This is a genomic window from Desulfocicer niacini (genome assembly GCF_054657595.1).
In genome coordinates, this window is sequence record NZ_BAAHYK010000178.1 from 1 (window position 1) to 499 (window position 499).

Consider the following 499-nt stretch of genomic DNA (forward strand, 5'->3'; position numbering starts at 1 on the left):
GGCATGGTGATCAACGGCAGGCCGGATCTTGCCTGCCGGACCCTGACCTCCAAGTTCCCCGACGGGGAAATCACCCTTCTGCCCCTGCCCGGATTTGAACTCATCGGGGATCTGTCCGTGAACACCGGTAAATTCATGCGCGGCATGAGCGAACGGGTGGAGAGCTGGATACACGATGACATGGCCGAACATGTGGATCTGGATCGTCTGGAAGAGCGTATGGATCCGGCCATAGCCGATGAGATTTACGAGCTGGAACGGTGTGTGGAATGCGGTTGCTGCATCTCGGCCTGTGCCACCAAGCGCATGCGAGATGGTTTCCTGGGGGCTGTGGGTTTCATGCGGCTTGCCCGGTACTACCTGGATCCCCGGGATAAACGTACCGATCCCGACTATTACGAGATCATCGGTGACGACGATGGGGTGTTTGGCTGCATGACACTTCTGGGATGCCAGGATTATTGTCCCAAGGATCTGCCCCACCAGACCCAGATCGCCT

General features: G+C 57.9%; 1 protein-coding gene. It reads left to right on the plus strand.

All coding sequences use genetic code 11. The features are described from left to right. Nucleotides 1-499, plus strand: a 499-nt coding sequence (locus ACYQ2M_RS25270; protein WP_459919172.1) for a fumarate reductase iron-sulfur subunit, incomplete at both ends; no start/stop codon positions are given.